Source organism: Lentzea terrae (assembly GCF_003265345.1).
Taxonomy (GTDB): domain Bacteria; phylum Actinomycetota; class Actinomycetes; order Mycobacteriales; family Pseudonocardiaceae; genus Lentzea; species Lentzea terrae.
On record NZ_QFWW01000007.1, the window covers coordinates 43,084 to 67,075 of the forward strand.

The following is a 23,992-nucleotide window of genomic DNA, read 5'->3' on the forward strand; positions in this document are numbered from 1 at the left end:
TCACCTGACCGGCAGTATTGACTTGTGACTCAACTCACGGCACGGTCGGGCGTTACCAGAGCCACGCGACGCCCGACGTGAGAAGGGTTTCGCACACGAAGGAAGGTCGCGGCAGCCGGGGGCTGCCGCGGCCTTCCGTGCGTTCCGGGTGTGTTTGAGCACGGTGGTCGGGGATCACATCAATACGTCCCTTTGATGGCGGTACGGTTTTCTGATCCGAACTGCACACCGTTGGAGCTGTGTACGCCGTGCCCACCACTTTCGAGTACACCGACGTCCTTCCGCTCGCGAAGGACACCGAGACCGAGTACCGCCTCGTCACGTCGGACGGGGTGAAGCTGATCGAGGCCGGTGACCGCAAGTTCCTGGAGATCGCCCCCGAGACGCTGACGTTGCTCGCGAAGGAAGCCATCCGCGACATCCAGCACCTGCTGCGCCCGTCGCACCTCGCCCAGCTGCGCAAGATCATCGATGACCCCGAGGCCTCCGGCAACGACCGCTTCGTCGCGATGGACCTGCTGCGCAACGCGGCCATCTCGTCCGGCGGCGTGCTGCCGATGTGCCAGGACACCGGCACGGCGATCATCATGGGCAAGCGCTCGGAGACCGTCCTGACCGGCGGCAACGACGAGCAGGCGCTCGCCCGCGGCGTCTTCGAGGCCTACCAGGAGCTGAACCTGCGCTACTCGCAGATGGCTCCGCTGACGTTCTGGGACGAGAAGAACACCGGTACGAACCTGCCCGCGCAGATCGAGGTGTTCCACAAGCCCGGTCAGGAGCCCGTCTACGAGTTCCTGTTCATGGCCAAGGGCGGCGGCAGCGCCAACAAGACGTTCCTCTACCAGGAGACCAAGGCGGTTCTGAACCCGAAGCGCCTCGCGTCGTTCCTCGACGAGAAGCTGCGCTCGCTCGGCACCGCCGCGTGCCCGCCGTACCACCTGGCTGTGGTGGTGGGCGGCCTGTCCGCCGAGCAGAACCTCAAGGTCGCGAAGCTCGCCTCGGCCCGCTACCTCGACAACCTGCCGACCGAGGGCTCGCCGTCGGGCCACGCGTTCCGCGACAGGGACCTCGAGCAGCAGGTGCTCGAACTGACCCGCAACTTCGGCATCGGCGCCCAGTTCGGCGGCAAGTACTTCTGCCACGACGTGCGCGTCATCCGGCTCCCCCGCCACGGCGCGTCCCTGCCGGTCGGCGTCGCGGTGTCGTGCTCGGCCGACCGCCAGGCCAAGGCCCGCATCACGCCCGAGGGCGTGTTCCTGGAGCAGCTGGAACGCGACCCGGCGCAGTTCCTGCCCGAGGTGGAGGGCGAGGACCTGTCCGACGAGGTCGTCCGCATCGACCTCACGCGCCCGATGTCGGAGATCCGCGAGGTCCTCACCAAGCTCCCGGTGAAGACCCGCGTGTCGCTGACCGGGCCGCTGGTCGTGGCCCGCGACATCGCCCACGCGAAGATCAAGGAACGCCTCGACGCCGGCGAGGAGATGCCGCAGTACCTCAAGGACCACCCGGTCTACTACGCCGGTCCGGCCAAGACGCCGGAGGGGTACGCGTCCGGTTCGTTCGGCCCGACCACGGCCGGGCGCATGGACTCCTACGTCGAGCAGTTCCAGGCCGCGGGCGGCTCGCTGGTGATGCTCGCCAAGGGCAACCGCTCCAAGCAGGTCACCTCCGCGTGCAACACGCACGGCGGCTTCTACCTCGGTTCCATCGGCGGCCCCGCGGCTCGCCTGGCCCAGGACTGCATCCGCAGGGTCGAGGTGCTCGAGTACCCCGAGCTCGGCATGGAGGCGGTCTGGAAGATCGAGGTCGAGGACTTCCCCGCGTTCGTCGTCGTCGACGACAAGGGCAACGACTTCTTCGCCGAGACGTCCGCTCCGACCCTGCAGATCAGCTTCAGGCGTTGATCTTCAGGCGCTGGTCACCATGACAGCCGGGCCGCTGATATATCGCATATCGGTCGGCCCGGCTGTCGTGCTTCCAGCCCCTTGCAACGAGTCTTTTGCGGACGAAGTCCAAAGAGTCATTGCTAAGCGGCAGGTGGAATGGCTTGGTGGATTACACAACGTTGGCGAGCGGCTAGCAGTACGCTTGTCCTGTATTCGGGATGAGCGGGGGCGCGATGATTCATCACGTGCAGGTGGCGTGTCCTGCGGGCGCGGAGGACGAGCAGCGGGCGTTCTACACCGGGGTGCTCGGATGGGCCGAGCTGCCGAAGCCGCCGTAGCTGGCGGCCCGTGGCGGGTGCTGGTTCCAGGTGCCGGGTGGTGGCGAGGTGCACGTCGGCGTTGAAGACGACTTCCGGCCCGCGCGCAAGGCGCATCCGGCGTTCGTCGTCGACGTCGAGCAGGTCGCCAAGGCGGTCGAGGCAGCGGGCCATCCCGTGGCGTGGGCCGATCCGGCCGAGATCCCCGGCCGGCTCCGCTTCCACACGTTCGACGCTGTCGGCAACCGCATCGAGTTCCTAGCGGGCTAGGAGCCAGTCGAGGGCCGACTCGGCATGATCCAAAACTGATATGTGACCGTCGCCTGGCGTCAGGCGGAGTTCCGCATTGGGGATGCGGGACGCGAGCCACAGGCTGTGCGCGGGCGGGGTGATGCCGTCGCGGTCGCCGTGCAGCAGGAGGGTCGGCGCGGTGATGGAGGCCGGGTCGAAGCCCCACGGCCGGACGTAGGCGAGGTCGTCGTCGATCAGCGGGCCGGGGCCGTTCGCCAGCGCGGGCTCGACGACTTGGCCGAACCACGACCAAGGACCTCGCAACGTGGCGAGGTCGGCCTCCGAGAACTCCATGTCGTACTCGACGCCGGACGCCTCGTGCTGCTCCTTCGCCGCACGGCCGGCGGCGGCCGCACGCAACGACGCCTCGGCCGAGGCGACCATGCCGGCGAACCAGTCGAGGCCGTCTGCGTCGAACGGCGCGAGTGGCGCACTAGCGACAGAGGCGGTCACCCGGTCCGGCAACAGGGCGGCGCACGCGAGGGCGTGTGGTGCGCCGCCTGAGTGGCCGAAGACCGCGAACTGCGTGAGGCCCAGCGCGTCGGCGATATGCGATATATCGGTCGCCGCCGACCCCACCGACCGGTCCGGCATCGGGGTCGAGCCGCCGTAGCCGGGACGGTCGTAGGAGATCCAGCGGACGCCTGAACGGAACAGCGGTTCCGGCGGCAGCCCCAGATTGGGTGTGCCGTGGTGCCAGAACACCGGGATACCGTCGCCCACGTCGTATACACGCAGTACGCGATCTCCCAGATTAAGATCCATATATCAGTTTCCCACCGCTCAGCCGGTTTCCTCGCGGGATTCGAGAACCAGGCGGCGGGTGCCCAGCGGAGCGTCCAGGCGCACGGTCAGCGGCACCTGGCGGATCTCCTGGGTGCACACCGTGCCTGGAGGCTGCTTGGTGATCGTGACCAAGGTGATCTGGACGAGAGCGGCGGACTGAGCGGACACCTCGGCGCGCGCTTCCTTGCAGCCGCCGCCCACACCGAAGACCTCGACGTCCCGGCCGTCGCCGAAGACGTAGGCCTCGTCGCGGTAGGTGTCTGACAACGATGTCGTGTCGACCTTGTCGGGCGGTATCGGCGTGACGTTGGGCGGCACGACCGGCTTCTCCTCCGAGATCGAGACCGGGGGCTGCACCGGGGCACTCGTGGGGTTCGACCCGGAAAAACCGGTGGAACCGGGCGTGGACGTGCCCGAAGTCGGCGCGCCGCTGGACGAGCCGGAAGACGATCCGGGCGTGCCGGACGAGCAGCCGGCCAGCACCCCGGAGAGCGCACCGGCGAGAGCAACGGCAGCGACGACGTTTCTCATGCGCACCATCCTCGCAAACCAGGCCAAGGGGCCAGGTGAAGAACGTAGGAGATGCCCGGCCGGCGGGGCAGAAGCCGACCGGGCACCGTTGGGGAGGGGGTCTACTTCTGTTCCTGCCGTGACGTCAGCACCACCGTGCGCTCACCAAGGGGCTCGGAAAGCTGCACCGTGAGCGGAGGGAAGCGGATGTCCATCGTGCACATCTGCTTGGTCAGCGGTGTCGTCTCGACGAGCTCGATCTTCACCGCCGAAGCGGACTGCTCCAGCACGGACGCGCTGGCCTTCCCGCATCCGCCTTCCTGGGCGAGCACGCCGACGGTCCGGCCGTCACCCTGTGTCCACACGGTGCGCGGATAGTCCGGTGTCAGAGCGTTCGTGTCCAGCTTCGTCACCGGCTTGCCGTCCGGCGGTACTTCTCCGGGTGCGATGCCCGGAGGCACTTCCGAGGAGGAGGTGGCGGTCGGCAACGTCGGACCGCCACCTGCCCCAGTGCCTGCATGTTGCGCACTGCCGCAAGCGGAAACCACCAGCAGCAGGACGCCAGTGCCAACTACGGTTCCAATGTGCCTCATGGTCAGAGGACGGAACCGCGCTCACAACGGGTTGCAGGGAGTTCGCTTCACAGTTACCGGCTAACGGCCGTTACAGCCTCTCGCAGTGCTTCCAGGCGAGCCGCGGACGCCAGCCCACCGTGGTAGAGGTGGAACTCCTCCACCCCCGCGTCCAGATAAGCCAGCCACTCCTTCGACAGAGCGGCGCCATCGGCGGGTTTCGGCGGCAGCCCCAGCACGTACGCGGCGATCCGCGTGTCCGGAGCAACGGCGCGCAACGCCTCGATACCCGGTACCGCGACCTCGGGACCGGGCCAGCACATCGTCGTCAGCACGTCGACGTCCGCGTCCAGACCACCGGCAACGGTCGCGAACGGCCCTGTGCCCCAAGGATCCGCCGTCACGTGCATGCCCACCCGAACCGACGGCGCCGCGGCCCGGATCTCGGAAACCAGCCGCGACCGCAACGACCGCACAACTCCGGTGCGCACCGAACGAACATCATCCGCGAGCGCACCCAACGCTTCCTCAACGCTGGATGCGCCGCGATCGACCCCGGCCCGGACCGCTGCACGCAGGGCATCCGAGTCGGCGTACAGAGCGGTGCACGAAGAGCAGAAGCACAGCGACAACAGCTTCTGCTGCACCGGGTTCCAGTCCGTGCCGTCGGTCTTCTCGTGGTGGCCGCCGTGGAAGAACCCGAGCGGCCCGCAGGCCTCCAGGATGATCCCGTCCGGCGCGCCGAGCTCCAGCACCTCCGACACCAGCACCGACGTGTACTCGACGACGTCGGGCTGCGCGGTGCACAACGCGTACGGGTAGCGATCCCCGAACGCGTTCACCACCGTCACATCCGGGTGCAGGTCACCCAGCCGGGAGTTGTGTGTCAACACGGTCCACGCGTACACCGGCAAACCAGCCGCACGAACCAAAGCCGCCGCAGCACCGAACGAATCCGAACCGTCCATCCAGGACGGTTCCGCAGGCACGAGCCGGCCGTAGTTCGCCGCACGCACCGGCAAGTAAAAGGCCGCGTGCCGCGCGTCGACCAGCCGATGCGACGGGTGCAACGGGGTCGCCGCCCGCACCGTGTGGTACGACGCGGCGAGCGCGATCGCGTCCACCCCGAGACCCTGGTACCGCGCAACGGCGTCAGGGTCCCCGATCAGGTCCCACGGATAGGCGTGGACAACCGACTTCACCACCGGGGACGCTTCCTCTCGTAACTGGGGTCGAACTTCTGCATGTAGCCCGTGTCGTCCCGCGAGGTGATCCCGCAGCGCACGTAGTTCTCGGCCAGTCGCGCCAACGCGTCCCGGTCCAGCGACACACCGAGTCCCGGCGACGTGGGCACCGGCACCGCACCATCCACAAAGGACAGAACGCCGGGCTCGACGACCTCGTCCGCCGCATTCCACGGGTAGTGGGTGTCGCACGCGTAGTTCAGGTTCGGCGTGGCAGCAGCCAGATGCGTCATCGCCGCCAGCGAAATGCCGAGATGCGAGTTCGAGTGCATCGACAGCCCGATGCCGAACGTCTGGCAGATCATGCCCAGCTGACGCGACCGCTGCAGACCGCCCCAGTAGTGGTGGTCGGACAGCAGCACCTGCACCGCGTCCTGCTCCACCGACGGCTTCAGGTGCTCGAACGCGACCACGCACATGTTGGTGGCCAACGGCATCGACGCCTGCGCGGCGACCTCCGCCATCCCCGAGATCTCCGGCGTCGGATCCTCCAGGTACTCCAGCACGCCGTCCAGCTCGGCCGCGACCTTGAGAGACGTCGCGGCCGACCACGCCGCGTTCGGGTCGAGCCGCAGCGGGTGTTCCGGGAAGGCCTCGCGCAACGCCCGGATCGCCTCGATCTCCTGCTCCGGCGGGAACACCCCGCCCTTGAGCTTGATCGACCCGAACCCGTACTCCGAGATCATCTTGCGCGCCTGCGCCACGATGCCGGCGGGGTCGACCGCCTCGCCCCACTCGTCGGGCTCCGCGCCAGGATGCCCGTCCCACTTGTAGAACAGGTAGGCGGAGTACGGCACCGACGAACGCACAGCGCCACCCAGCAGGTCGTGCACCGGGCGTCCCAGTGCCTTGCCCTGGATGTCCAGGCACGCGACCTCGAACGGCGAGTACACCCGGTCGACGGTGCTCTCCGCCGTGATCTTCCCGGTCAGCCCGTGCTTGTCCGGCCCGGCCTCACCGCCCAGAACCGCAGCCACCCGCGCGTGCATCTCGTTCAACGCAAAGACGTCGAGCCCGATCAAGGAGTCCACAACGGACCGCGAGCGCTCCAGGTGCGCGAGGTCGCCGTAGGTCTCCCCCAGCCCGGAAATGCCTTCGTCGGTGTGCACTTCGACGATCGTGCGCAGCGCCCACGGCTCGTGCACGCCGGCCGCGTTCAGCAGCGGCGGATCGCGGAACGCGATCGGTGTCAGAACAACCTCGGTGATCTTCACAGCCGACAACCCCTTCAGGCGAGCAGAGCCTTACCCGCAGCGATGATCTTGTCCAGGGCGGCGAGGTGTTCTTCGGTCGGGTCGATGAGCGGCGGACGCACGCCGCCGACGTCGAGGCCGTTCGCGCGCACCGCGGCCTTCACCAGGGCAACGGCGTAGCCGGGAACCCTGTCCCGCAGCTCGACCAACGGCTTGTAGAACTCGAGGAGAAAGCGGTTCACCAGCTCGGTGTCGCCCGCCTGCACGGCCTGGTAGAAGCCCAGCGAGATCTCCGGCGCGAAGCAGAACACCGCCGACGAGTACAGCTCCACACCGATCCCCCGGTACGCGAGCTGCGTCATCTCCGCGGTCGGGAGGCCGTTGAAGAACTGGAAGGGCTTGTCGACGCCCGCACGCACGGACAGCACGATCCGCTGCATCTGGTCGAGGTCGCCGATGCCGTCCTTGAAGCCCACCACGTTCGGGATCCGCGCGACCTCGACGGCGGTTTCCGGCGTGAACCGCGCGTTGTTGCGCTGGTACACGATGATCGGCAGCTCGGTGGCGCCCGCGACCTCGGCCACGTACCGCACGAGACCGGCGGCCGGGTTGGTCACCAGGTACGGCGGCAGCAGCAGGATGCCCTGCGCACCAGCGCGTTCCGCCGCCTGGACGAACTGCTTGGTCGCCACGACCGAGCCGCCCGCTCCGGCGAACACCGGCACCTTGCCCGCGGTCGCCTCGACCGCGACGGCCACGGCACGCTCGAACTCCTCCAGCCCCAGCGCATGGAACTCGCCGGTGCCGCAGGCGACGAACACCGCGCCTGGCCCGGCGGAGACACCGTGCTTGACGTGCTCAGCCAGCACGTCGAACGCGATGTTCCCCTCGGTGTCGAACGGGGTCACCGGAAAGAACAGCACACCATCGAGTTGCATACCAGACACTCATCCCTTGATCGCTCCGGTGGTGATCCCACGCAGGAAGGACTTCTGCAGCGACAGGTACACGACGAGACTCGGCACCAGCGCCAGCAACGCACCGGCCAGCACGATGCCCGTACCGACCATGTCGTCGGATCTGAGCGCGAGCAGTGCGACCGTGAGCGTGTAATCGGAGGGGTCAGCGGCGACGATCAGGGGGAGCAGGTACTGCTCCCAAATCATGTTGAAGCCGAACACGGCGATGACGCCGAGCGCGGGCTTGCACAGCGGGAGGATGATCTGCGCGAACAGCCGCAGCTCCCCGGCACCGTCCACTTTGGCCGCTTCCTCGAGTTCGGCGGGGATCTCCTTCATGAACTCCGTCATGACGAAGATGGAGAAACCCCACGCCCCCAACGGGAGGATGACGCCGAGCAGGGTGCCCTTGAGACTCACGTGCACCAGCGGTAGGTCTCCGATCACCAGCGACAGCGGGATCGCGATGACCTCCTCCGGCAACATCATCGTGGCAAGGATGACCAACAACGCGATGGCCTGACCGCGGAACTTCTTGCGCGCCAACGCGTAGGCGGCGAACACGCTCACCGCCAGCTGCAACAGCAAGGCACCACCGGCGATGACCAGCGAGTTCGCCAGGTAGTCCCAGATCTTGTTCTCGCCGGCCACCTTGAAGTTGATCAGCGACGGGCTGTCCGGGATCACCGAGAGCTTGGTCGGGTCCGGGTTGTGGTCGAACGCACCGGAGAAGATGACCAGCAGCGGGCCGCAGAAAAGGATTACAGCGAGGGCGCTCAGAATGAACCGGATGCCCTTGCTGAACCACGCGTCCGGACGGGTGGACCAGCCGATGGCGCTGTCGAAGCGGCTCGAGTTGACGCTCATCGCGCCTCCTTCCTCCGGCGGTACCACTGCACGCTGACCGTCAAAATCAAGGTAACCAGGAACAACAGCACCGATCCAGCCGAGGCGAGGCCGGCTTCGGACTGTTCGAAGGCCGTGGTGTAGACGCGCGTCATCCAGACGTCCGTCGAACCGGCGGGACCACCGCCGGTCAGGACGTAGACCTCGGTGAAGACGCGCAGGCCGCGGATCGCCGCCAGGGTCAGCAGAATCGTGATCACGGGCCGCAACGCAGGCAGCGTGACGTTCCAGATCCGTTGCGGCGTCGAAGCCCCGTCGATCGCGGCGGCCTCGTACTGCTGACGGTCGATGCCGGCGAGCCCGGCGAGGATCAGCACCATGTCGTACGGCGCGTGCTTCCAGATGCCGACGAACATGACGGACACCAGCGAGGTGTCCGTGTTGTGGATGTACTCCCAGGGACCGAGACCGACCCACGAGATGACCTCGTTCAAGAACCCTTCCGGCGCCGGGTAGAAGAACAGCCGCCAGATCTCGCCGATGACCGCCGTCGCCGCGACCACGGGCAGGAACACCGCGGACCGCACGAACCACAACGACTTGGCGTGACCCTCCAGCAGCAGGGCCAGGAAGAAGCCGATGAGCATCGCTCCGAGCGTCTGCCCACCGGCCAGGACCACGGTGTGCCACGACGCCGTCAGGAACTTCTCGTCCTGCAGGATCGTGGCGTAGTTCTTGAAGCCGACGAAGATGTCGCCGAGGAAGGGCCGGACCTCGAACAGCGAGAGCCGGATCCCCTCCGCCATCGGGATGAACTTGAAGACCAGGAAGATCAGCGCGGCGGGAAGCAGGAACAGCCACGGTATGAAGGTGGCTCCCGTGAGGCGACGCCGGCGGCGCCGCCTCACGGGGTGGGTTTCGACGGCACCGCCGCCACTAGCCGTCGAGCCCACGTCTTGGGTGTCGCTGTGCTGCTGAACTGCCGTCACTGCGACGCCTTCTGGTTCTCAAGCTCCTTCTTCAGCGCCTCCGCCAGCGTCTTCAGCTCGGCCGACGAGTCGGCGGGACACTTGGCGAAGATCGAGTTCAGGGTCTCCGAGGTCTTCTGCCGGAAGGGCGTGAAGTTCGGGACGCTCGGGAACGGCCGCGCCTCGCTCTTGTACACGCCCGCCACGGTCGCCCAGCGCGGGTCGTTGTACGTCGCGTTGACGTCGACGGTCTTGTTGACGGGCAGGCGGACCACCGGCTGCGGGTCGCCCTTCATGCCGGCCTTCTGCGCGTCGGGCGTGATCAGGTACTCGGCGAGCTTCTTCTGGTCGGCGGTCTTCGCGGAGCCGGCCATCAGGTAGATGTCCTCGCCCTCGCCGAGCACGGTGGCACCGGCCGGGCCGCGCGGCGACGCGATGACCTCGTACTTGTCCTTGCCGACCGACTTGTCGAAACGGCCGATCATGTACGGGCCGGTCAGGTAGATGCCGCTCTTGCCCGACTCGAACAGCGGGTGCGCGTCGTTCGTGCTCAACGTCAGCGAGCCCGGCTGCATGACCTTGTCCTCGCAGAAGAGCTTGCGCAGGCGCTCGACCGCCTTGGTCGACTCCGGCGAGTCGATGCCGACGGAGAACTTGCCGCTGCCCTCCTCGTCGAGGATGTCGCCGCCGCCCTGCCAGATGTAGCTGGACGCCCACCAGGCGAGGTAACCGCGGTCGACGGTGCCCGGGACGAGCATGCCGTAGGTGTCGTTCTGCCCGTTGCCATCAGGGTCGTTACGGGTGAACGCACGCGCTAGATCGTCTAACTCTTCCCACGTCGTCGGGATCGGCTTGCCGAGCTTCTCGCGCCAGTCCTTGCGGACGAGCGTGACCATCGCCTGCGTGGAGTACGGGATGGCGTAGAACTTGCCGTCCGCGCCCTTGGCGTTGTTCCAGGCCCGGTCGACGATGTCGCCGCCGCCCGCGACGTCCTCGCGCTTGACCTCGGTCGTCCAGCCCTGCTTGACGAAGTTGCCGAGCGAGCCCGTGTCGGTGATGACGACGTCCGGCAGGTCCTTCGACGCGGCGCGCTGCTGCACCTGCTTGTCGAAGTCGTTGAAGATCGGCTTGTAGTCGACCTGCACACCGGTCTTCTCGGTGAACGACTTGAAGATCTTCTCGTAGACCTTCGCCGTGGCCTCCGTCGAGCGGGTCCACACCTCGAGGGGCTTGTTCGGATCCTTGGTCGACGACGCCGTGTTGCCACTGCTGCCACAGCCTGCGAGCAGCGCGGCCACGCTGAGCGTGGCGATCGTTGTGGCGGTTCTACGGCGCATCGTCGGAGCCCTTCACGTTCAGATATGTGAACCGGGGTCGTACTTGTGAACCTGCTGCAGGACTGTAAGAATCAGCACAGCAACGTGTCAAGGGTGAGTTGGGCAAGTTGCTTACCGGTTTCTCAGAAGACGGCCGAGGAGGCCAGGTGGCGTCGCCGATCGACAAGGGCACGGCCCGTCCGGGCGCGGTGAAGTCCGCGGACCGCACGGTGGAGCTGCTCGAAGTGCTCTCCGCGTCGGACCGCCGACTGACGCTCACCGAACTGCACCGGGAGCTGAGCTACCCGAAGTCGAGCCTCTACATGCTGTTGCAGACGCTGGTCGCGCGCGGCTGGGTGGAGGTCGACTCCGACCGCGGCACCTACGGCATCGGCGTGCGCGCACTGCTCGTCGGTACGTCCTATTTGGACCACGACCCGGTGGTGCGTGCCGCGATCCGCGTGATGGAGCAGGTGCGGCAGGACATCAACGAGACGGTGCACCTTGCCCGTTTGGACGGCGCCGATGTCGTCTACCTGGCCAGCCGGGAGTCGGAACACCACCTGCGCGTCGTGTCGCGCGTCGGCCGCCGGCTGCCCGCGCACTCGACGTCGCTGGGCAAGGCCGTGCTCTCGACCCGCACGCCCGAGGAGGTCGACCTGATCCTCCCCGACGTGCTGGCCCCGCTGACCCCGAACACGGTGACCGACCGGGCTGCGTTGCACGAGCAGCTCGCCGGGTTCCGGAATGTCGGATATGCCCATGAACGCGAGGAGAACACCCCTGGGCTGGGCTGTTTCGCCGTGGCACTGCCTTACCGAAACCCCGTTCTGGACGCTATGAGTTGCTCGGTCCCCTTGGGCAGACTGGACCCCGAGCACGAGCGGCAGGTCGTCGCCGCTCTGCTGGACGCCGCCCGGACGATCACCGAGCTTCTCCGCCAGTTCGGTAGGTGAAAAGGTTTACTGAAACATCTGCACACGACGGAGGGGTCCATCCCGTGACCGCACGCATCCTGATCACCGGCGCCGGTGGCGGGGTGGGAACGCTCATGCGTTCTCGCCTCGCGGTGGAGGGCCGTGTCCTGCGGCTGCTGGACATCGCGGAGCTACCCGCGGCCGCTGACGGCGAGAACGTCGAGCTCGTCCAGGCGTCGGTGACCGACATGGCCGCGATGGAAGCGGCGATGAAGGACGTCGACGCCGTGATCCACCTCGGCGGCCACAGCCTCGAGGAGGCGTGGGACAAGATCCTGTCGGTCAACATCGACGGCACGCACACGGTGCTGGAAGCCGCGCGCCGGTCCGGTGTGCGGCGCGTGATCTTGGCCAGCTCGAACCACGCAGTGGGGTACGTCGAGCGCGCCAACGGAGAGGCGGGTGACTACCTCTTCCCCCGCCCGGACACCTACTACGGCGTGTCGAAGGTGGCGCTGGAGGCGTTGGGGTCGCTGTACGCCGACCGCTACGGCATGGACGTGATCGCGATCCGCATCGGTTCGTGCTTCGAGAAGCCGCGCGACGTGCGGATGCTGTCGACGTGGATGTCGCCGGACGACGGTGCGCGCCTGTTCGAGGCGTGCCTTTCCGTTGCGTCGCCGGGGTTCCGGATCGTGTGGGGCGTTTCGGACAACAAGCGCGGCTGGTTCTCGCTGGACGAGGCCCGCGCGCTGGGTTACGAGCCGCAGGACGACTCCGAGGTGTACGCGGCCGAGGTGCTGGAGCAGCACGGCGGCGAGCTCGATCCCTCGTCGTACGCGGCGAAGTACGTGGGCGGGGCCTGGTGCGGCCCCGATTTCGACACGGCAGTCAAGGAGGCAGGGCGTTGAGCCACGTCGTGCAGGGATACAACCCGCGCACCGGTGAGCCGTTCGGCGAGCCGGTTGCGAAGACCCCCGACAGCGAGGTGGACCGGATCGCCTCAGCTGCGGCTACTGCGTTCTCGGCGTGGTCGGTCGTTCCGGCAGCGGACCGCGCTGTCGTGCTGGAGCAGGTCGCGGACGCGCTGGACGCCGAGTCGTCGTTGCTCGTCGAGACGGCCGACGGTGAGACGGCGCTGGGTGTGCCGCGCCTGACGACCGAGCTGAAGCGCACGACGAACCAGCTGCGGTTGTTCGCGGAGGTGTTGCGCGAGGGCAGCTACGTCGAGGCCACTTTGGACTCGGCGAACCCGGACATCATTCCGCCGCGGCCGGTGCTGCGGCGCGTGCTGCGTCCTCTTGGGACGGTCGCGGTGTTCTCCGCGTCGAACTTCCCGTTCGCGTTCTCGGTGGCTGGTGGTGACACGGCTTCCGCGCTGGCGTCCGGTTGTTCCGTTGTGGTGAAGGCACATTCGGCGCACCCGTCGACGTCGCGCGAGACGGCGCGGGTCGTGATGGACGCGTTGCGCGAGGCCGGTGCGCCCGAGGGTGTGTTCGGCATCGTGTACGGCACCGAGTCCGGTGTCGCGCTGGTGAAGCACCCGGCGGTGCGCGCGGTCGGTTTCACCGGCTCCACCGGCGGCGGGCGGGCCCTGTTCGACCTGGCGCAGGGACGGCCGGACCCGATCCCGTTCTACGGCGAGCTCGGCAGCGTGAACCCGACGGTGATCCTGCCCGGTGCGGCTACTCCGGACATCGCGGCCGGCTTCGCGCAGTCGTTGACGATGGGTGTCGGCCAGTTCTGCACGAACCCCGGTCTGGTGTTCGCGCCTGCCGAGCTGGTGCCCGCGTTGGGCGAGGCGGTCGCGGCTTCGTCGGGTGGCGCGATGCTGAACGAGCGGATGTGCGACTCCTACAAGGCGGGCACGGACGCTCTCGCCGCGTCGGACCTCGCCAGTGTGGTTTCTTCTGGCGTCCGCCCGGACGAGGCGTGGGCCGTGGCGCCGCTGCTGTTCTCGACGTCGGTGAAGGTGTTCGAGGAGAACCTCGAGAAGCTGACCGAGGAGCACTTCGGCCCGGCGGCGCTGATCGTGACGTACTCGTCGCCGTCCGAGCTGCATTCGGTGCTGGCGAAGCTGCCGGGAACCTTGACGGGCACCGTGCACGCCGCCGAGTCCGACCACGCCGAAGCCGGTGCGATCGCGGAGATCCTGCGGCACGTCGCGGGCCGGTTGATCTTCAACGCCTGGCCGACCGGCGTCGCGGTGGCGTGGGGTCAGCACCACGGCGGACCGTGGCCGTCGACGACGAATCCGCTGCATACTTCCGTTGGTGCGACGTCGATCCGCCGGTGGATCGCGCCGGTGACGTACCAGTCGTGGCCGGACGCGTTGCTGCCTTTGGAGTTGCAGGACGCGAACCCGCTGGGCATTCCGCGCCGGGTGGACGGCGTGCTCGTGGTGGACTGATCGGTGTTGCGGGCGGGGCTGCTGACGTAACGTCAGTGGCCCCGCTTTTCGTTGGAGGCCTTGATGGTCGGGCGCCGCGCTTACGACTTCATGTACCGGACCTGGGCGCCGTGGGAGGTCGGGCCGCGGTCCGAACTGACACGGCTGGTGACTTCGGGGCGGATTCCGGCGGGTCGCGCGATCGATCTCGGGTGCGGCAGCGGGGCGAACTCGATCTTCCTCGCGGAGCACGGATTCGACGTGACGGGCGTGGACTACTCCCCCGTCGGCATGGAGAAGGCCCGGCGCGCGATACCTACGTCGTTGTCCGTGTCGTGGGTGGCCGGCGATCTGACCGCTTCGGAGATTCCCGGGGTGTCCGGGACGTTCGACCTGCTCGTCGACTACAGCGTGCTGGACGACCTGCGCGGGCCTGCCCAGGACGCGATGGCGGCCACGGTGCTGCGCCTGTCGCACCCCGGTTCGATCTTCGTGATGTGGTGTTTCTACGACGAGATCCCGTGGTGGAAGCGCCGTGGCGGACGGTTTCCCGGTCTCGCGGTGGGTGCTGAGCAACGGTTGTTCGGTGCGTCGTTCGACATCGAGCGGTTGGACTCACCCGCTGTCGGCAGTGGGTTCGCCTGCTTTCTGATGACGCGGGCTTGACCTTGGAGTGCGCTCACAGGTTTAGCGTGGAGCGCATGAGAGTCGCCGAGCTCGCACGGCAGGTCGGGGTCCGGCCCGACACGGTTCGGTACTACGAGCGCGCGGGCCTGCTCGCGCCGCCGCCGCGCACGTCGTCGGGGTATCGGCAGTATCCGCCGTCGGCCGCCGACCGGATCCTGTTCATCCGCGACTGCCAGCGCCTCGGCCTGACGTTGCGCGAGATCTCGTCGTTGCTCGAGGTGCGCGACACCGGCGAGTGCCCGTGCGAACCGGCCGAGCAGCTGCTGCAACGGCACATCGCCGAGATCGACGCGGAGATGGCCAGGCTCGCGCGACTCCGTTCGGACCTGGTGGACATGGTCGGGACCGACTGTCCACCGTGGTGCCCGCCAGAGGGGAGGTGATCGGAAGTGGACGACTGCTGCACCGCTTGCGACTGCTGCTGACCGTCGATTGATTAGTCAGTTGATACCAATCCGGCGAGGCGCCCGCCGGATTCGTGTCGGAAACATGTCACTCGTCCAACATCAGACCGATGTCTAAACGAATTCGACAGCTCCATTCGCGACTCGCCGGGGCAAGATGGATATCGCACGGCGACGTCCAGGGGAGCGGGCATGACCGACCTGCGTTTCGCATGGCTCGAGATCACCGGCAAATGTCAACTGAGCTGCACGCACTGCTACGCGGACTCCGGCCCGCACGGCACAGAGGGCACGCTCCGAACATCCGATTGGTTCCGCGTCATAGACGACGTAGCCGAACTCGGCGCGCAGTCGGTTCAGTTCATCGGCGGCGAACCGACATTGCACCCAGATTTACCGGCGTTGGTGGATCGCGCACTCGATGCCGGACTGACCGTCGAGGTCTTCAGCAATCTCGTCCACGTGGGCCCGCGTCTCTGGGACGCCTTCTCCCGTCCCGGTGTGCGCCTCGCGACGAGCTACTACTCCGACACCGCCGCCCAGCACGAGGCCATCACCGGCCGCCGCGGCAGTCACGCCCGCACGCGCGCCAACATCGCCGAAGCCTTGGGCCGCGACATCCCACTGCGCGCCGGTGTCATCGATGTCAGCTCGTCCGACTTCATCGGCCGGCAACGCACGCACGCCGCCCAGGCCGACCTCATGTCGCTCGGCGTCGCTCAAGTCGGCGTCGACAGCCTCCGCGGGGTGGGCCGCGGCGCAAACGCTTCACCCAGTGCCGACCAGCTGTGCGGTCGCTGCGGCCACGGCGCCGTCGCCATCGCCCCGACCGGCGAGGTCTGGCCGTGCGTCTTCGCCCGCTGGATCTCGCTCGGCAATATATTGGATACGGATCTACCGACGATCCTCTCCACGGTCGCTTCTCCCGGTCCCGTGACCGCAGGCACTTCCTGCTGGCCCCAGGGCGGCGGCTCGTGCGCCCCTAACGATCCCCCGCGCCTTTGATCCGCTCAGCGATCGCCTTTGCACACTCGACCGCCTCGGCGCGGGTGGTGTCGACCTCGACGTCATAAGTCATCCCGCGATGCACCAGGTCGGCCTGCACCTCGGCCATCCCGGACACCCGATCGCCGCGGGCGAGCTCCCGGCCCGCGGCCACAGCGGCGTCGCACCGCACGCCGACCCACAGCACGTCGAGCCCGAGCAGCACCTTCTCCCACCGCTGCCTCGACTCGGTCCCGCCGAGGAACACGTCGTCCACGATCACCCGCGCCCCAGCGCGCACCATCGCGGCCACGCCCTCCATCCACGCGTCCTCGAGGCGCCGGAACTCCGCCCCGATCGTGATGTCCCCGTCGTCCGCGAACCCGATCCCGTCGGCCCCGAGCTGCAACCGCGGCGGCATCACGTCGATCAACGTGTCGACCCCGATCGCCAGCCACGCCTCAGGCAACACGGCCTGCAGACACCGCGCGATCCCCGACTTGCCGGAGCTGGACCCACCGTTGAGAACGATCACCTGAACACTCGACCCCACGCCCCGACCGTACCCAGCCCGCCCCAACCCCACCCCTCATTTCCCCGCCGCTCACCATCCCTAGCAATGACTCTTTTGCCGACAAAGTCAAAAGACTCATTGCTAAGCACCAGCTCAGCCCCTTCCCGCCACTGATATATCGCTGCGGCCAGCCCGTCGGATGAAAAAAACGTTTGCGGACGTCGTCAAAAGACTCATTGCAAAGGTCAACAAGGAAGGCGGCCCTGGGGTCGGTCAGCCAAGTCGGACGTGCCGGAAGCCGCGGTCGTGCAGCCGCCCAGCACGGTGACGGGCTCGGCGAGCAGCGCGAAGTGGTGCACCCGGTGGCTGTCGTCGCGCAGCCTGCCGACGATGCCCGAGAAGTACCGGGGGCCGCCGAACGGTCCGTTGATCCAGCTCAGCACCAAGCCGACGTCAGCGACGAGCGGCGCCAGCCCGCCGTTCCTCCTGCAACTCGCGCTGGTACCCGAGGAAGTCGACCTCCAGCGTGTGCCGCTTCGACTTCACGTACCGGCTCCGCAGCGACTCCCGGTAAGAAGTGATCTCCGCCTTCATCTCCGGCTCCGAAGGCAGCACAGCCTGCCCGGACACCAGATCAGCGATCCACTCGGCCTGAGCCTCGGCCAGCGGCATGATCGCCCCCAGCGGCTGGATTAGCCCGAGGAAGTACAGCCCGGGATGAGCCGGATCCACGACCCGCCGGTACAACGACACCTCGTTGTCCGCGGACGACACCGCCGAGAACTCAACCGAGTCCAGGAACGGGAAGTCGACCTTGTACCCCGTGCAGTAGACGATGACGTCGACGTCCTCACGACTGCCATCGGCGAAAACCACGCCGACCCCGTCCAACCGGGCAATGTTCGGCTTCACGGTGATGTCGCCGTGCCCGAGCCGGGTCAGCAGATCGTCGGACACGGTCGGGTGCGCCGCGAGGATCCCGTGCGAAGGCTCCGGCAGCCCGTAGGAGGAAAGCTTCCCCCGCGCCAGCCGCAGCATCGCCCGAAGCGACAGCGCCTGCACCCACGCGGGCGCGAACCGGGCGAGCGGCGAGGTCGTCAGGTGGTCGGTCGGCATCCCGAACAGGTACTTGGGCATGATGTGCGCGCCGCGCCGCATGGCCAGAAAGGTCCGGGACGCGACCCTGGACGCTTCCACCGCGATGTCGCAGGCGGAATTGCCGATGCCCAGAACCAGCACCTTCTTGTCCGCGAAACGCTCCGGCGTCTTGTAGAAGTGCGCGTGCAGCTCCTCGCCGGAGAACGAACCGGGAAACGCGGGCTCGGGCAGACGCGGCGACCAGTGGTGACCGGAAGCGACGATGACCGAACGGTACGGCACAGAAACAGAAGCGCCCGTGTCGCGATCGCGCGTAGTGACCGAATAACCACTCGAAGCGACGGAAACCGAAACGACTTCGGTCCGGAACCGGATGCGGTCGCGGAACCCGTGGTGCTTCACGAAGTCGTCGAAGTACTCCGCGATCTGGAAGTGCGACGGGTAGGCCGGCAGATGCGCGGACATCGGGAAGGACTTGAACTCCATCATCTGCCGCGAGGTGTTGATGTGGAGTGACCGGTAGGCGGACGACATGCCGTTGTCGTTGAGATAGCGCCAGTTGCCACCGATCTCGGACCCGGTCTCGTAGCAGTCGTAGTCGATGCCGCGGGCGCTGAGCACCTGACATGCGGCGATGCCGGAAGAGCCTGCCCCGATGACGCACACGCGGTCCATGACTCTGAAGTATTTTCACGTTCAAACCGCGTGTCAATCACCCGGTGCAAGGACCTAAATCGGACGAAATTGTCAGACCCGAGGTCCATGATGCCCGCATGACAGACGCGATCGTGGCCGAAGGCCTGGTCAAACGCTACGGGTCGGTCGTCGCGCTCAACGGCCTGGACCTGAGAGTCGAGGAAGGCACCATCATGGGCCTGCTCGGACCCAACGGAGCAGGCAAGACGACGGCGGTGCGGGTGTTCACCACCCTGCTCGAAGCCGACGAGGGCACGGCGCGCGTCGCCGGGCTCGACGTCCGCAAGCAAGCCGACGAGCTGCGCAAGAACATCGGCCTCTCCGGCCAGTACGCGGCCGTCGACGACAACCTCACCGGGTTCGAGAACCTCGACATGGTCGGCCGCCTGTACCACCTCGGCCGCGCCAGGAGCCGCGAACGCGCCCGCGAGCTCCTCGCCAGGTTCGACCTGGAGGACGCCGCCGACCGCCCGGTCAAGGGCTACTCCGGCGGCATGCGCAGAAGGCTCGACCTCGCGGGCGCGCTCGTCGCGAAACCGAGCGTCCTGTTCCTCGACGAACCCACCACCGGTCTCGATCCGAGGTCACGCCTCGGCATGTGGGACGTGATCGAGGAGCTCGTCAAAGGCGGCACGACGCTGCTGCTCACCACCCAGTACCTCGAGGAGGCCGACCGCCTTGCCGACCAGATCGCCGTGATCGACCACGGCCAGGTGATCGCCGAGGGCACCGCCGACCAGCTGAAGGACCAGGTCGGCGGCGAACGTCTCGAGCTCTCCGTCGCCACGAACGCCGAGCTGGCCATCGCGAGGTCCACGCTCGCCGACCTCGCCGTCGGCCCGATGGAGACCGACGAACGCCAGCACCACCTCACCGTGCCGATCGCGGGCGGGTCCGCGGTGCTGATCGAGGCGATCCGGCGGCTCGACGGCGAGGCGGTGAAGGTGCTCGACGTCGGTCTGCGCCGGCCGACGCTGGACGACGTGTTCCTGACGCTGACCGGCCACCACGCCGACGGGGAGGACGAGAAGTGAAGCTGCTGCACGCACTCGCCGACGGCTCGGTCGTCGCCAAGCGCAACCTCATCAAGATCAAGCGAGTGCCCGACCTGCTGGTGTTCGCGACGATCATGCCGATCATGTTCGTGCTGCTGTTCGCCTACGTGTTCGGCGGCTCGATCGAGATCCCCGGCATGGACTACCGCGAGTTCCTGATGGCGGGCATCTTCGCGCAGACCGTGTTGTTCGGCGCCACGATCACCGGAAGCGGCCTGGCGGAGGACATCACCAAGGGCATCATCGACCGCTTCCGCTCGCTGCCGATGGCCCGGTCCGCGGTGCTGATCGGCCGCACGACCTCGGACCTCGTCAACAACGCGCTGGTCGTCGTCATCATGATGCTCAGCGGCCTGGTCGTCGGCTGGCGCATCCACTCCTCACCGCTGGAGGCGCTCGCGGGAGTCGGCTTGCTGCTGCTCTTCGCCTACGCGTTCTCGTGGGCGATGGCGTGGGTCGGGTTGCTGGTGCGCAGTCCCGAGGTGTTCAACAACGCGAGCTTCATCTTCATCTTCCCGCTCAGCTACATCGCGAACACGTTCGTGCAGTCGGAGAAGCTGCCCACCGTGCTCCGCCACTTCGCGGAGTGGAACCCGGTCTCCGCGGTCACGCAGGCGACCCGCGAACTGTTCGGCAACACCTCTCCCCTGTCGCCCGCGCCGGACGTGTGGCCCCTGCAGCACCCCGTGCTCGCCTCGCTCGGCTGGGTGGTGATCTTCCTGCTGATCTTCGTCCCGCTGGCCAACAGCCAGTACAAACGCGCGGTGGCCCGCTGAGTGGAACGGGGTATGCCCCGTGCCCCCAGGAGCCATACGTTGTGCCCCATGCGAAAGCTTCTGGTGGCAGTCACGTCGGTACTGGCGATCACGGTCTCCACTGGCACGGCGGCGGGCGCACCGCTGCCGTGCCCGGAGATCTTCGCGACCAACAACACCGCGATCATCACGGACCCGGACGACCCGCGGCTGCAGGACAGACTGGTCAAGTTCGACCGCGAGGTGCGCGGCATCGTGTTCGCCAACGGCGGCATCACCACCCGCTCCACGTTGCTGGACGGCGTGTTCTGGTCCAGCGACCTGCAGCAGACGACGTTCGAACGCTCCCGCAAGTTCGACGTCACGCTCAACGAGGAGAGCCTGCGCCACACCGCCTCGACGATCAGCAAGCAGTTCAGGCAGGAGTCGGTGCTGACGTTCCGGTTCCTGCCCGCGAACTCGCCGAAGGTCGACGCCGTGCAGGTCGAGGTCGACGGCATCACGGCGAAGCAGGTCCGCGAAGGCCTCCTCAAGGACGCCGTCGCGCGCGAGAAGCTCGGCGGCGGCAGCGTCACGTTGCAGAACAAGGCGATCCTCATCGCGGACGTCAACGACCTCCCGACGGTGCGGGCGTTCGTCACGAACATCGGCGGCGACATGAGCAAGGCCAAGATCCGCAAGGGCGACTGGGAGTTCGTCGGCGCGGAAACTCCTTTGTGGATCAACCAAAACGCCGCCTAACCTCATAGCCATGGCAGCACACGTCGTCCACGGCAAGAACGTGGACATCCGCATGTGGACTCGGCCCGACGAGGTCGAAGAGTTCGCCATGCAACAGCTTCAGAACATCTCCGCGCTGCCGTGGGCCGTCAAGCACATCGCCGTGATGCCGGACGTGCATTACGGCAAGGGGGCCACGGTGGGATCGGTGATCGCGTTGCGCGACGCCGTCTCCCCCGCGGCCGTCGGCGTGGACATCGGCTGCGGCATGGCCGCCGTGCGCACCTCGCTCACGGCCAGCGACCTGCCGGAGACACTGCGCGATCTGCGATCGCGCATGGAGGCCGTGGTTCCCGTCGGTTTCGGACAGCACAAGGCGACCGCGTTCACCGAAAGGGACGCGTCCGACTGGGCTTCGTTCTGGCGGAAGTTCGACGACCTCACGCCTGCCGTGAAGGCGCGCGCCGACAAGGCGATGCACCAGATGGGCACGCTCGGCGGAGGAAACCACTTCCTCGAGGTCTGCCTGGACACCGACCAGCGCGTGTGGGTCATGCTGCACTCCGGGTCGCGCGGTATCGGCAACGAGCTGGCGCAGCACCACATCTCGGTGGCGCGCACGCTCGCGCACAACGCCGAGCTGCCGGACCCGGACCTCGCGGTGTTCCTCGCGGGCACGCCGGAGATGGGCGCGTACCGGCACGACCTTTACTGGGCGCAGGACTATGCGCGGCGTAACCGCGCGGTCATGCTGCGTTTGGTGTGCGACGTGCTGCGTGCCGAGTTCCCGCACATCCTCTTCGAGGAGCCGATCTCGTGCCACCACAACTACGTGGCCGAGGAGACGCACTTCGGTGAGGACGTGCTGGTGACCCGCAAGGGCGCGATCCGGGCCGGGCGCGGCGAGCTGGGCATCATCCCGGGCTCGATGGGCACCGGCTCGTACATCGTGCGCGGTCTCGGGAACCCCGACTCGTTCGAGTCGGCGTCGCACGGCGCCGGCCGGAAGATGTCGCGCAACAAGGCCCGCAAGACGTTCACCACGAAGGATCTCGCCGCCCAGACAAGTGGCGTCGAGTGCCGCAAGGACTCCGGTGTGGTGGACGAGATTCCGGGCGCCTACAAGGACATCGACACCGTGATGGCGAACCAGTCCGATCTGGTCGAGGTGGTCGCCAAGCTCAAGCAGGTGGTTTGTATCAAGGGTTGATGTTTCCACCGCGAGTTCGTGGGAAGCCTCCAGGACAGCAGAAAGTTTTTGCCTGTCTTGGAGGTTTTTCCATGTCAACGGGCGCCATCATCGGCCTGGTGGTCGCGGTTCTCGTGGTGCTGGTGGTCCTCGCCTTCGTGCTGAGGCCCGCCATGCAGCGCAAGAAGCTGCGCGACCGCTTCGGCCCCGAGTACGACCGCGCGGTCGAGCAGAGCGACAACAGAACGGCCGCGGAGAAGGAGCTCGCCGAACGCGAGCACCGCCACAGCGAGTTCGACCTGAAGCCGCTTTCCCCGTCGGCGCAGGAGAGTTACCGCCGGCACTGGGCGGACGTGCAGGCGAAGTTCGTCGACTCGCCGGACAAGGCGATCGCGGACGCCGACCGGCTGGTGACGGATCTGATGGCCGAGCGCGGCTATCCCACCGAGGGTTACGAGGCGCAACTGAGCGTCCTGTCGGTGGAACACGCCCGGACTCTCGAGCACTACCGCAAGGCGCACGACATCTCCGAACGCCAGGAGATCGGCGAGGCGAGCACCGAGGACCTGCGCACCGCGATGGTGCACTACCGCGAGCTGTTCACCGACCTGCTCGAACACGGTGCGGCTCCGAGCAAGGACCGTGACGCCGTGCGGAAGGAGAAGACGGATGTCTGAGACACCTACCCACGCAGCGGTTCCCACGCCGACCCCGGCTCGGCCGCTGCCGCAGCAGACCGAGCGGCAGGCGGAAGAGCGCACGCCGCCGACCGACCGCATGCCGCAGCAACAGCCGCCGCAACACGCAGAGCAGCGGACCGACCAGCGTGCCGACCAGCGCCCTGACCAACGTTCGGACCAGCGCGCTGACCAACGTTCCGAACAGCGTGCCGAACAGCGCACTGAACACCAGCGCGGTGAGCAGCAGCGCACAGAGCAGCCCACTGGGCAGCGGCCGTCCAGCAAGCTCGAGGACGAGTGGCAGAGCGTGCAGTACGAGTTCGTCGACGACCCGAAAGCGGCCGTGCGCAAGGCGGACGACCTCGTGAAGCGGGCGATCGAGGAGCTCACAACCCGGCACCGTTCACTCACGCAGCAACTCGAGGGAAACGGTGATCCACAGACAGAGGACTTGCGACTGGCTCTCCACCGCTATCGGGAATTGTTCAAGTCGCTCGTCGCCGTGAAATGAGTTGGTAGCCCCGGCGCCGTGGCCGTAACAGGTGGCGGCGCCGGCAGGCACACCTAGCTGGGCAGCTCGCGGATCTCCATCTCCAGCACGTCGATCTCGTCGCTGATCGCCTCGTCGAGCATGTCGTCCAGCAGCTTGCGGCACTCCGCCGATCCGCAGCGCGCCAGTCCGGCACCGAACCGCGGCACCTGCTCCCACCACACCGCCGGGTTGTTCCAGAACGACCCGGAACCCTGGTCGACGCCTTCGAGGCAGCGCAGCCTCTGGTCGCTCTCCGGAAGAGCTCGCACGAACTCGATGAACAGCGCGAGTGCGTCGTGATTGCTCACCGGGACCGCGCCGTAGCCGCGCAGACAGTCCTCGAGTTCAGCGAGGAACTCCGCCTTGAAGGACACGGCACACCCCCGCTCCTCCGCACCGTTGCGGACATCCTGAGTTCGTGCCATCAACAGTACCTCCGCGACTTGAGCGGGAAACGAGTGCGAACGGGCGGTATCTTCCTGCG

27 protein-coding genes are annotated in these 23,992 nt (G+C 67.3%); 14 read left to right on the forward strand and 13 right to left on the reverse strand.

Annotated elements, in window-relative coordinates:
• Nucleotides 1–239 precede the first annotated feature (239 nt).
• On the forward strand, nucleotides 240–1,904 hold the full coding sequence (locus DI276_RS12125; protein ID WP_408610532.1) for a fumarate hydratase: 1,665 nt from the start codon (nucleotides 240–242) through the stop codon (nucleotides 1,902–1,904).
• 368 nt (nucleotides 1,905–2,272) lie between these two features.
• Nucleotides 2,273–2,473: a VOC family protein gene (locus tag DI276_RS51945; protein ID WP_232836607.1), complete on the forward strand. Its 201-nt coding sequence runs from the start codon at nucleotides 2,273–2,275 to the stop codon at nucleotides 2,471–2,473.
• Here DI276_RS51945 and DI276_RS12135 read toward each other — a convergent pair.
• The 9 genes from DI276_RS12135 to DI276_RS12175 form a co-directional block, all read right to left on the reverse strand.
• Nucleotides 2,462–3,259 carry an alpha/beta fold hydrolase gene (locus DI276_RS12135; RefSeq protein ID WP_112263409.1) on the reverse strand — a complete coding sequence of 266 codons (798 nt, stop codon included), beginning with the start codon at nucleotides 3,257–3,259 and terminating at the stop codon, nucleotides 2,462–2,464. The genes DI276_RS51945 and DI276_RS12135 overlap by 12 nt on opposite strands.
• Before the next feature lie 18 nt (nucleotides 3,260–3,277).
• The gene (locus tag DI276_RS12140; protein WP_112263410.1) at nucleotides 3,278–3,811 is read right to left on the reverse strand and encodes a hypothetical protein; all 534 of its coding nucleotides are present in this window, start codon (nucleotides 3,809–3,811) and stop codon (nucleotides 3,278–3,280) included.
• A 101-nt stretch (nucleotides 3,812–3,912) separates the two neighbouring features.
• A complete protein-coding gene (locus DI276_RS12145) occupies nucleotides 3,913–4,278 on the reverse strand; it encodes a hypothetical protein (protein ID WP_232836608.1) in 366 nt (121 codons plus the stop codon).
• A gap of 158 nt (nucleotides 4,279–4,436) precedes the next feature.
• Nucleotides 4,437–5,564, reverse strand: a complete 1,128-nt coding sequence (locus DI276_RS12150; RefSeq protein ID WP_232836609.1) for a hypothetical protein — start codon at nucleotides 5,562–5,564, stop codon at nucleotides 4,437–4,439.
• Complete coding sequence (locus tag DI276_RS12155; RefSeq protein ID WP_112263413.1) at nucleotides 5,561–6,820, reverse strand: glucarate dehydratase family protein; 1,260 nt, start codon at nucleotides 6,818–6,820, stop codon at nucleotides 5,561–5,563. The genes DI276_RS12150 and DI276_RS12155 overlap by 4 nt, the downstream gene beginning before the upstream one ends.
• A 14-nt stretch (nucleotides 6,821–6,834) precedes the next feature.
• Nucleotides 6,835–7,737, reverse strand: a complete 903-nt coding sequence (locus DI276_RS12160) for a 5-dehydro-4-deoxyglucarate dehydratase (protein ID WP_112263414.1) — start codon at nucleotides 7,735–7,737, stop codon at nucleotides 6,835–6,837.
• Between the two features lie 9 nt (nucleotides 7,738–7,746).
• Nucleotides 7,747–8,625 carry a carbohydrate ABC transporter permease gene (locus DI276_RS12165; RefSeq protein WP_112263415.1) on the reverse strand — a complete coding sequence of 293 codons (879 nt, stop codon included), beginning with the start codon at nucleotides 8,623–8,625 and terminating at the stop codon, nucleotides 7,747–7,749.
• Nucleotides 8,622–9,593 carry a carbohydrate ABC transporter permease gene (locus tag DI276_RS12170; RefSeq protein ID WP_198680595.1) on the reverse strand — a complete coding sequence of 324 codons (972 nt, stop codon included), beginning with the start codon at nucleotides 9,591–9,593 and terminating at the stop codon, nucleotides 8,622–8,624. Before DI276_RS12170 ends, DI276_RS12165 begins: the two co-directional genes overlap by 4 nt.
• Nucleotides 9,590–10,909: an ABC transporter substrate-binding protein gene (locus DI276_RS12175; protein WP_112263416.1), complete on the reverse strand. Its 1,320-nt coding sequence runs from the start codon at nucleotides 10,907–10,909 to the stop codon at nucleotides 9,590–9,592. The genes DI276_RS12170 and DI276_RS12175 overlap by 4 nt, the downstream gene beginning before the upstream one ends.
• Nucleotides 10,910–11,055: 146 nt before the next feature.
• Between DI276_RS12175 and DI276_RS12180 the strand changes: the two genes are divergently transcribed.
• From DI276_RS12180 to DI276_RS12205, 6 genes are all read left to right on the forward strand, one after another.
• On the forward strand, nucleotides 11,056–11,844 hold the full coding sequence (locus DI276_RS12180; RefSeq protein ID WP_232836610.1) for an IclR family transcriptional regulator: 789 nt from the start codon (nucleotides 11,056–11,058) through the stop codon (nucleotides 11,842–11,844).
• Between the two features lie 44 nt (nucleotides 11,845–11,888).
• Nucleotides 11,889–12,716: an NAD-dependent epimerase/dehydratase family protein gene (locus DI276_RS12185; RefSeq protein WP_112263417.1), complete on the forward strand. Its 828-nt coding sequence runs from the start codon at nucleotides 11,889–11,891 to the stop codon at nucleotides 12,714–12,716.
• On the forward strand, nucleotides 12,713–14,215 hold the full coding sequence (locus DI276_RS12190; protein WP_112263418.1) for an aldehyde dehydrogenase (NADP(+)): 1,503 nt from the start codon (nucleotides 12,713–12,715) through the stop codon (nucleotides 14,213–14,215). The genes DI276_RS12185 and DI276_RS12190 overlap by 4 nt, the downstream gene beginning before the upstream one ends.
• A 63-nt stretch (nucleotides 14,216–14,278) precedes the next feature.
• Nucleotides 14,279–14,860, forward strand: a complete 582-nt coding sequence (locus DI276_RS12195; RefSeq protein ID WP_112263419.1) for a class I SAM-dependent methyltransferase — start codon at nucleotides 14,279–14,281, stop codon at nucleotides 14,858–14,860.
• A 35-nt stretch (nucleotides 14,861–14,895) separates the two neighbouring features.
• Nucleotides 14,896–15,264, forward strand: coding sequence for a heavy metal-responsive transcriptional regulator (locus tag DI276_RS12200; RefSeq protein WP_112263420.1), 369 nt, complete (start codon nucleotides 14,896–14,898; stop codon nucleotides 15,262–15,264).
• Nucleotides 15,265–15,477: 213 nt separating this feature from the next.
• A complete protein-coding gene (locus tag DI276_RS12205; RefSeq protein WP_112263421.1) occupies nucleotides 15,478–16,290 on the forward strand; it encodes a radical SAM/SPASM domain-containing protein in 813 nt (270 codons plus the stop codon).
• Here the strand turns inward: DI276_RS12205 and cpt are convergent.
• The 3 genes from cpt to DI276_RS12220 form a co-directional block, all read right to left on the reverse strand.
• Nucleotides 16,268–16,822 carry a chloramphenicol phosphotransferase CPT gene (gene cpt, locus DI276_RS12210; protein WP_232836611.1) on the reverse strand — a complete coding sequence of 185 codons (555 nt, stop codon included), beginning with the start codon at nucleotides 16,820–16,822 and terminating at the stop codon, nucleotides 16,268–16,270. The genes DI276_RS12205 and cpt overlap by 23 nt on opposite strands.
• Before the next feature lie 206 nt (nucleotides 16,823–17,028).
• Nucleotides 17,029–17,226: a hypothetical protein gene (locus DI276_RS12215; RefSeq protein ID WP_157984664.1), complete on the reverse strand. Its 198-nt coding sequence runs from the start codon at nucleotides 17,224–17,226 to the stop codon at nucleotides 17,029–17,031.
• A 10-nt stretch (nucleotides 17,227–17,236) separates the two neighbouring features.
• Nucleotides 17,237–18,556 (reverse strand): NAD(P)-binding domain-containing protein, encoded by a 1,320-nt coding sequence (locus tag DI276_RS12220; protein ID WP_112263424.1) that lies wholly within the window; start codon nucleotides 18,554–18,556, stop codon nucleotides 17,237–17,239.
• Between the two features lie 98 nt (nucleotides 18,557–18,654).
• Between DI276_RS12220 and DI276_RS12225 the strand changes: the two genes are divergently transcribed.
• The 6 genes from DI276_RS12225 to DI276_RS12250 all read left to right on the forward strand — a co-directional run bounded on the left by DI276_RS12225 (nucleotide 18,655) and on the right by DI276_RS12250 (nucleotide 23,487).
• Entirely contained in the window at nucleotides 18,655–19,611 is a 957-nt protein-coding gene (locus DI276_RS12225; protein ID WP_112263425.1) for an ATP-binding cassette domain-containing protein, read from the forward strand.
• Nucleotides 19,608–20,408, forward strand: coding sequence for an ABC transporter permease (locus DI276_RS12230; RefSeq protein WP_112263426.1), 801 nt, complete (start codon nucleotides 19,608–19,610; stop codon nucleotides 20,406–20,408). The genes DI276_RS12225 and DI276_RS12230 overlap by 4 nt, the downstream gene beginning before the upstream one ends.
• Nucleotides 20,409–20,456: 48 nt before the next feature.
• Complete coding sequence (locus DI276_RS12235; protein WP_112263427.1) at nucleotides 20,457–21,128, forward strand: hypothetical protein; 672 nt, start codon at nucleotides 20,457–20,459, stop codon at nucleotides 21,126–21,128.
• A gap of 10 nt (nucleotides 21,129–21,138) precedes the next feature.
• Nucleotides 21,139–22,317, forward strand: coding sequence for an RtcB family protein (locus DI276_RS12240; RefSeq protein WP_112263428.1), 1,179 nt, complete (start codon nucleotides 21,139–21,141; stop codon nucleotides 22,315–22,317).
• Between the two features lie 71 nt (nucleotides 22,318–22,388).
• A complete protein-coding gene (locus tag DI276_RS12245) occupies nucleotides 22,389–22,973 on the forward strand; it encodes a hypothetical protein (RefSeq protein ID WP_112263429.1) in 585 nt (194 codons plus the stop codon).
• Nucleotides 22,966–23,487 carry a hypothetical protein gene (locus DI276_RS12250; protein WP_112263430.1) on the forward strand — a complete coding sequence of 174 codons (522 nt, stop codon included), beginning with the start codon at nucleotides 22,966–22,968 and terminating at the stop codon, nucleotides 23,485–23,487. The genes DI276_RS12245 and DI276_RS12250 overlap by 8 nt, the downstream gene beginning before the upstream one ends.
• A 53-nt stretch (nucleotides 23,488–23,540) precedes the next feature.
• On the opposite strand, the gene DI276_RS12255 is transcribed toward DI276_RS12250, so the two are convergent.
• Nucleotides 23,541–23,933: a hypothetical protein gene (locus DI276_RS12255; RefSeq protein WP_232836612.1), complete on the reverse strand. Its 393-nt coding sequence runs from the start codon at nucleotides 23,931–23,933 to the stop codon at nucleotides 23,541–23,543.
• Nucleotides 23,934–23,992 lie beyond the last annotated feature (59 nt).

Excerpts from the sequence above, each read along its gene's own strand:
- DI276_RS12220 (WP_112263424.1), bottom strand. The coding sequence starts at position 18,556 with ATGGACCGCGTGTGCGTCATCGGGGCAGGCTCTTCCGGCATCGCCGCA.
- DI276_RS12195 (WP_112263419.1), top strand. The coding sequence starts at position 14,279 with ATGGTCGGGCGCCGCGCTTACGACTTCATGTACCGGACCTGGGCGCCG.
- DI276_RS12160 (WP_112263414.1), bottom strand. The coding sequence starts at position 7,737 with ATGCAACTCGATGGTGTGCTGTTCTTTCCGGTGACCCCGTTCGACACC.
- DI276_RS12250 (WP_112263430.1), top strand. The coding sequence starts at position 22,966 with ATGTCTGAGACACCTACCCACGCAGCGGTTCCCACGCCGACCCCGGCT.
- DI276_RS12225 (WP_112263425.1), top strand. The coding sequence starts at position 18,655 with ATGACAGACGCGATCGTGGCCGAAGGCCTGGTCAAACGCTACGGGTCG.
- DI276_RS12240 (WP_112263428.1), top strand. The coding sequence starts at position 21,139 with ATGGCAGCACACGTCGTCCACGGCAAGAACGTGGACATCCGCATGTGG.
- DI276_RS12135 (WP_112263409.1), bottom strand. The coding sequence starts at position 3,259 with ATGGATCTTAATCTGGGAGATCGCGTACTGCGTGTATACGACGTGGGC.
- DI276_RS12200 (WP_112263420.1), top strand. The coding sequence starts at position 14,896 with ATGAGAGTCGCCGAGCTCGCACGGCAGGTCGGGGTCCGGCCCGACACG.
- DI276_RS12235 (WP_112263427.1), top strand. The coding sequence starts at position 20,457 with ATGCGAAAGCTTCTGGTGGCAGTCACGTCGGTACTGGCGATCACGGTC.
- DI276_RS12255 (WP_232836612.1), bottom strand. The coding sequence starts at position 23,933 with ATGGCACGAACTCAGGATGTCCGCAACGGTGCGGAGGAGCGGGGGTGT.
- DI276_RS12165 (WP_112263415.1), bottom strand. The coding sequence starts at position 8,625 with ATGAGCGTCAACTCGAGCCGCTTCGACAGCGCCATCGGCTGGTCCACC.
- DI276_RS12175 (WP_112263416.1), bottom strand. The coding sequence starts at position 10,909 with ATGCGCCGTAGAACCGCCACAACGATCGCCACGCTCAGCGTGGCCGCG.
- DI276_RS12245 (WP_112263429.1), top strand. The coding sequence starts at position 22,389 with ATGTCAACGGGCGCCATCATCGGCCTGGTGGTCGCGGTTCTCGTGGTG.
- DI276_RS12140 (WP_112263410.1), bottom strand. The coding sequence starts at position 3,811 with ATGAGAAACGTCGTCGCTGCCGTTGCTCTCGCCGGTGCGCTCTCCGGG.
- DI276_RS12205 (WP_112263421.1), top strand. The coding sequence starts at position 15,478 with ATGACCGACCTGCGTTTCGCATGGCTCGAGATCACCGGCAAATGTCAA.